Annotated in this window: 7 protein-coding genes; 2 read left to right on the forward strand and 5 right to left on the reverse strand. The window is 58.7% G+C overall.

Going from position 1 to position 5,907, the window contains the following annotated elements:
- The 4 genes from KDL09_RS21925 to KDL09_RS21940 form a co-directional block, all read right to left on the reverse strand.
- Positions 1-544 (reverse strand): serine/threonine-protein kinase (locus KDL09_RS21925; RefSeq protein WP_294389923.1); only part of this gene is annotated, 544 nt, incomplete at its 3' end.
- 24 nt (positions 545-568) lie between these two features.
- Entirely contained in the window at positions 569-1,852 is a 1,284-nt protein-coding gene (locus KDL09_RS21930; RefSeq protein WP_294389926.1) for an FHA domain-containing serine/threonine-protein kinase, read from the reverse strand.
- Between the two features lie 3 nt (positions 1,853-1,855).
- Positions 1,856-2,698, reverse strand: coding sequence for a hypothetical protein (locus tag KDL09_RS21935; RefSeq protein ID WP_294389929.1), 843 nt, complete (start codon positions 2,696-2,698; stop codon positions 1,856-1,858).
- A 248-nt stretch (positions 2,699-2,946) separates the two neighbouring features.
- Entirely contained in the window at positions 2,947-3,342 is a 396-nt protein-coding gene (locus KDL09_RS21940; RefSeq protein ID WP_294389931.1) for a DUF559 domain-containing protein, read from the reverse strand.
- Between the two features lie 76 nt (positions 3,343-3,418).
- Between KDL09_RS21940 and KDL09_RS21945 the strand changes: the two genes are divergently transcribed.
- Both KDL09_RS21945 and KDL09_RS21950 read left to right on the forward strand, forming a co-directional pair.
- Positions 3,419-3,781, forward strand: coding sequence for a helix-turn-helix transcriptional regulator (locus KDL09_RS21945; RefSeq protein ID WP_294389935.1), 363 nt, complete (start codon positions 3,419-3,421; stop codon positions 3,779-3,781).
- 23 nt (positions 3,782-3,804) lie between these two features.
- A complete protein-coding gene (locus KDL09_RS21950; RefSeq protein WP_294389936.1) occupies positions 3,805-5,073 on the forward strand; it encodes a hypothetical protein in 1,269 nt (422 codons plus the stop codon).
- 44 nt (positions 5,074-5,117) lie between these two features.
- Here the strand turns inward: KDL09_RS21950 and KDL09_RS21955 are convergent, their stop codons facing one another.
- Positions 5,118-5,861, reverse strand: coding sequence for a hypothetical protein (locus KDL09_RS21955; RefSeq protein ID WP_294389937.1), 744 nt, complete (start codon positions 5,859-5,861; stop codon positions 5,118-5,120).
- Positions 5,862-5,907 lie beyond the last annotated feature (46 nt).

The following is a 5,907-nucleotide window of genomic DNA, read 5'->3' on the forward strand; positions in this document are numbered from 1 at the left end:
CTAAAAATGAACGTGCCCGCGCGAGACCAAAATCCGTCAGCTTGGCCGTGCCACCGGGCGTCATCATGACGTTTGCTGGTTTTACATCTTGATGAACCACCCCCTTTGTGTGTGACGAATTGAGCGCAGTCGCAATCTGAATCGCGATATCAAGCACTCTCAAAAGTCGAGTTTTAGAGTCTCCTGCATATAGTCGACCGTCGTTAATCCAATCAGCGAGCGATCCACCCTCGATAAACTCGGCAAACAAACATGGGATTCCGCCAAGGCGGCGCACATAGTAGCAGGTGACGATATGTGGATGCAGACCGAAATTCACCCAAGTTTCAGCTTCGCGCTCAAAGTCTTTCTTCTGGCTGTCGGTCTGAAAAAACTCCGCGCGAGGCGCTTTTACAGCAAGTTCCATGTTCCAGTCGCGGTGGTAGACTCGGTAAACCAAGCCCATGCCACCACCTTCGAATCGATCACGCACTTCGTAGCGATTCAGGATGACGTCACCCACCTGCCATTCTGCTGGCACGCTTTCAGGAGATTCATCTTCCATGGCAGTCGGCACAGTGCTTTCTGATTAGAGGCTTGAGCGTAGCGAACGCATAAAGTCACCCGCCGTTGGGTGGCGGTCCGTCGCCTTCAACGAAAGCGCTTTGTCGATGCAGGCGCAGAGGTTGCGCGGCAGTGATTTGTCGCGATTTTCCAGCGGGAGAATGGGCTCATTCAAAATCACCTCGATGGGATCACGCTTCTCCGTGAAGGGATACGGAACGGTTCCGGTGAGCATGAAGTAGAAGGTGGCGGCCATACTCCAGACATCGGAGACAGGCTTCATGTATTTGAAATTGATGAGCTGCTCGCGGGGCATGAAGAGCGGCGTGCCGGCGTAGTTGCCGGTGACGCTGAGACCGCTCATGCCAGCCTGCTGGAAGTTTTTGGCGAGGCCGAAGTCAGAGACGCGGGCGATGCCACGGTCGAGCAGGATGTTGGCTGGCTTGAGATCGCGATGAACGATGCCGGACTGGTGCGCATGGGCCAGGCCCTCCAGCGCGGCGAGCATGATGGGCTGGGCGACTTTGAGCGGGAGCTTGCCGCCATGCTTCATGATGAAGTCCCAGAGGCTGCCGCCTTCGCAGTACTCCATGATGAACCATGGGATGCCTTCGCAGTGGCCCTGGTCGAACAGCTTGACGATGTTCGCATGACGAAGCTGCGCGGTGACGGCCATCTCGCGCAGGAATTTTTCCATTTCGACGGGCTTCACGGCCACACGCGGCAGCAGTACCTTGATTGCTACAGTGACGTCATCGGCGATACGGCGGGCGCGGAAGACGACTCCGAATCCGCCTCGTCCCAGTTCCTTCTCGATCACATAGCCGGGAATATCAATCCGTGGTGCCTTGCCCTTCTTCGCGGCTTTGAGCAGGAGATCGGCAAGCTGCTGCGGATTGAGTTCATCAAAGCTGGGCACGGGAGCGGCGGGTGGTGGCCCGGCCTGCTTCTCCGCCTGCGTGACATGGACTTCTAGGGCCGTGTCGCCCACCTGAATGCGGTCGCCGTGCTTGAGTGTGACCCCAGGATAGGCGCGGCGTGCTCCTTCCTCGGGTGATTCGCCTTCCTTCCGCCCACCGACTTTGCGCCCGTTGACGTAAGTGCCATTGCGGCTGCCAAGGTCGCGCACGCAGGCCTGGGGCGGGCAGGCTTCGAGGATGAAGTGATGGCGCGAGACGCATTCATCTTCCGGCAGATGCACCTGGCAATCTGGATGCCGCCCAAGGAAGAAGGTGTCGTGTGCGGCGAAGGTGAAGACCTTGCCCTTGGCAATGCCTTCAGTGATGCGGAGTTGGACGGAGGCAGGCATGGGTCAAGATTGGGCGCATTCTCCGCTGGTGGCGGGCTGTATGGCAAGTGCTTTGCGCCGCCCGGCATCGAGACTGGCGAGCGAGGAGTCCCGCACAGCCTGGCACCAGGCATCGAAGGCGGTGCGCTGGGCGATCGGGGTATGGCGATGCGGAACCCAGTTCATGCTGCGGGTGTGGACGCGGAGGATAGAGCGCAGCGAGGGCGGAACGTGTGCATAGCTTTCAAAGCTGAGGCCGCCACGCTTTTGCCGAATCGCCTCGCGGCTGCTCTTCCAAACCTCATGCTGCAAGGCACGAACTTCCAAGGGAGACAGCGTATCGTTTTCCAAATGATGCCACAACGGGGCGAGATCACGGTCGAGCAGGATGTCGGCGGTCAGTTTGCCTTCACAGAAGTGTAGGTAACTAATGAGGTAGCGCAGCGAGCGCTCGAACTGGCCGCAAAGCGCCGCGTAAGCCGCACCGGAGTGCCACAAGGCTGGTTGTTGGCAGTTCGCCGGATGCCGCACCCAGCGGCGGCATAGCTGTAGCGCCTCGTGTGGTGAACCTGCCTCATTCAAAGCGCGAGCGGTTTCGCCAAGCAATTCAGGATTCGGCTTTTGCATGCGCTGAAGGGCCTGCTGGCCGATCTCGACGGCCTCGGCTGCCCGACCCAAGGCCACGAGTATCGCTACGCGTCCGGCGCTGGCGCTGATGTCCCAACGGCCGCCCTTAGGCTTCACCTCTGCATACCAGTCGAGAGCTTTCTGGTAGGAGCAGGCTTCTTCAAAGGAAGTGCCGTTCTCGAAGGCGAGCTGGTCGTCGCCTTTGAGGGCGGATTCACGGGAGTTTTTGGCGGTTTGCATGGTGATGAAGGGTGGTTTCATCAGCACCTACGGAGTTCGCCAAAAATCGTCAACCTGGCCAGTTAGGTGGTGGAGGGCGCTGTGTATCGCAAATTGAATCGTGCCGATGTGAGCTGCTCCGTGCAAGGGAATCTCTTTCCGAGATCGTTCGTGTCCTTGGGTCGGCGCCCCACCACGCAAATTCCATGCAAACGCGAATTTGTGCTTTCCACTTTTTTCACCGTGCGCGTCGGTGGAATGATTCAAAATCAATGTTTTGAGATTTCCGTGTGGTGTAAAGTTGGCGGGTGGCTCGGACGAATCGCTGCGGCCACAAGTGCCGCCAGGCGTTCCACGTTTCCCAGGGTGATCTGATCGGGGCCGAAGCGAAACACACGCCAGCCAGCCAGACTCGCCTCCAGGTATTTCTCCAGGTCGGCATTGAAACCGGCGGCGCGATTGTGGCGGCCGTTCACCCAGATGCCGCCCTCGATCTCAATCAGCACACGGGCTTCCATTTGCGCAAAATCGGCCCTCCAACGCCGCTCGTGATGGAAGCGGTATTCTCTCTCCAAGTCCGGCCCCCGCGCCTGTTTCCAGAGCATCAGGAAGTGTTCTTCGAGTCGAGAGGGAGATTTGGGAGCACGGTAGCGCAGGCGGGGCATGAACTGCGCGGCGAGTCAATTCGACGGAGATGAAAGTGGATTGACTTGAGATGGGTGTGTAGTAAATACTACACACATGCCCAAACCGATCACATTTGGTCAGTTCCTCCGCGAATCCCGCGAGTCCAAGGTTGCGGCCGACCGGGGGTTCTCACTGCGTAAGGTTGCCGAGCGAGTGGGCATCGAACCCTCTTACCTCAGCAAGATCGAGCGTGATGAACAGCCGCCACCAGGGGAGGGGGTGATCCGCCAGTTGGCTGTCGAGCTCTCCGAGGACCCCGATGTCCTGCTGGCCATGGCGGGCAAGGTTTCCTCCGATCTGCTGGCGATCATCCGCTCCCGCCCACGCCTTTTTGCCGACCTGATCCGACAACTCAAGAACCTGCCAGACCATGCCGTCCTGCGCCTCGTGCGCGAGGTGCGGGATGGAAGCTGGTGAACACTGCAACCCAACCAAACGCCATGATTGAAATCCAGAAAGACTCGCTACGAATCTCGTTCCCCTCCATCGCTGCTGAAATCGAGAACCTGCTCGATGCTCACGTGGCGAGTGTCCTGCCATCGTTTCTCACGGAAGACCGGGTCACGGTCGTCAACCAGTTCCTGGAAGCCAGGCAGGCCCTTGGAGGTTCATCGGAGTTTCAGGAGAAACTTCGCCGTGTCGTTGTTGGACTCAGCAACCAAGACATCGAAAAGCTGCTGCGCAAGCATGTGAGGCGTGAGACGGAATCATACGGCTACAACAAGCCGGGCCGCGTGGAGATTGACTTCCAGCGCACACTTCGCATTCCCGATGACGAGACCACTTACTACCTGCCTCCAGGTCTTGGCCGATTTCCCCTTCGTCACGTTGAGGACTTCGCGGACCGGGTGCCCAAGTCGTGGCTGGAGCGCGGCGGAGTCGTGATGCCGATGTATCAAGCCGAAGCGCTGTGGCTGAACTTCAGCGGGGGGTATCCCTTTGCCATCAAGATCGCTGCGGGGAAGATCAACGCGGTGAGCGGCGAACCTTGGAAGCAGGGACTCAACCGCAAGCCGCAGGATTATGTGGTGACGCCTGAACAGCCCTGGCTGGACGGGTTTGCTGTGGAGAAGGGGGTAATCCGGCAGTTCGTGGCGACGCCGCTTGGAGCCGGGTATTCCGTGGAGGAGCAGCTTTCCGGAAAGGCTGAGTTTGGCGGCATGCAGATTCAGGCGGTGCCGATGAAGGCTGCCCGATTCTTCGATTTGGAATTGAAAGCTCGGCTGCCAAAGCGCCTGGCCGACATCCTGGGTGAACTGGTCACCAGCGATCGGGATGTGGCAACGATGAGCCTTTCAATGAGCTGTTGTGAGGATGCCGGCATGGGACTTGGTGCCGGCGGCCGGATGAAGCAGCAGATCTTTGAGGATCCCTACAAGGCTGAAGATTGGGACTTGGAGCACACGAGCAGGTGCTTCGTGCACTTGTGCGATGCCTTGATGTGGAGGGAGATCACCGGTGAGAACCCTCCGCAGACGCCCGTCACCGCACGTGAATACGAAAGGGCAGGACTACCATGGTTTGATTTCTACCGTGATGACCTCGCCATATTGGAAGGCTCCAAGACGCTTGCGGGCATCAAGAGCGTGAACACGATCTCTCAAACCAAGGGCGACAAGGTGCTGAAGGGCAACGATTCGGTGGAGGTCCCGTCCGTCATCGATTGCAGCCCCAAGAAGAAGATGGTCAAGGAGTGGGCGGGCGAATGAGCATCGGCCGTTTCCGTCTTTGATTCAGTGCTGTGGCATCGCCGCTAGCACTCGAAGTCAGCCGCCGAGCCCTTGGCGATCTTCAGGTCATCCCTCTTGATTGTCATGGGGACGGAAGGCAGGTGGTAGATGCGGTCCACTCCGCCCGAGGCGAAAATTGCCCAAGCTGCATCCTCTTTCTCACGCAGGCTTGGCCGAAGGCAGACGATGTGCTGGCCCACAGCCATGAAGTACATGCCGAGGGCCTGCAGATGCATCCGGGGACGAACATCCAGTCCGAAGTAGTTGGGCGGCTGGATGGATGACTCCTTGAACGCGGCCATGAAGTCCTGGGCGAAGTGTTTGAACATGGTGGTGGCGCCATGCCCGAACCGATTGTCGAAGCCGTGTTCGAAAGGGAACTCCTGGGATTCGATTCCAGTGGGAGACGGGAAAACGAAGTGCGCCACTCCAGACTCCCACAGTCCGTTGTCGCGCTGGCGCAAATACGCCGCGGCAAGGTAGGCTCCGGAGAAACCGTGCTTGATGTAGCGGCAGTAAGCCTCGGCGATCATCCAGTGCTGGATCTGCATCCATTGTTCCGCTCCCTGCCGGTCGAGTTCCACGGGCTGTTGCTTGATGCAGAAAACCTCATCCTCGCCGCACTGCATGACGAGGCCGTATCTTGCCCTGTTCTGAGGCTCGGTAAACTGGAGCGCGCCGAAGGGCATCAGATCGCGGATGCTGCGGAGCAGCCCCAGTCCGGGTTCAAGGATTTGCACAGTGCCTTTGGGCGTCTCGATGTTCATGGCTCATACTACAAGATCAGGTAGGACAATTACAGTCCCACCCATC

Origin of the sequence: Prosthecobacter sp. (assembly GCF_020439865.1) — a bacterium.
Lineage (GTDB): Bacteria > Verrucomicrobiota > Verrucomicrobiia > Verrucomicrobiales > Verrucomicrobiaceae > Prosthecobacter.

Excerpts from the sequence above, each read along its gene's own strand:
- KDL09_RS21945 (WP_294389935.1), top strand. The coding sequence starts at position 3,419 with ATGCCCAAACCGATCACATTTGGTCAGTTCCTCCGCGAATCCCGCGAG.
- KDL09_RS21940 (WP_294389931.1), bottom strand. The coding sequence starts at position 3,342 with ATGCCCCGCCTGCGCTACCGTGCTCCCAAATCTCCCTCTCGACTCGAA.
- KDL09_RS21955 (WP_294389937.1), bottom strand. The coding sequence starts at position 5,861 with ATGAACATCGAGACGCCCAAAGGCACTGTGCAAATCCTTGAACCCGGA.
- KDL09_RS21935 (WP_294389929.1), bottom strand. The coding sequence starts at position 2,698 with ATGCAAACCGCCAAAAACTCCCGTGAATCCGCCCTCAAAGGCGACGAC.
- KDL09_RS21950 (WP_294389936.1), top strand. The coding sequence starts at position 3,805 with ATGATTGAAATCCAGAAAGACTCGCTACGAATCTCGTTCCCCTCCATC.
- KDL09_RS21930 (WP_294389926.1), bottom strand. The coding sequence starts at position 1,852 with ATGCCTGCCTCCGTCCAACTCCGCATCACTGAAGGCATTGCCAAGGGC.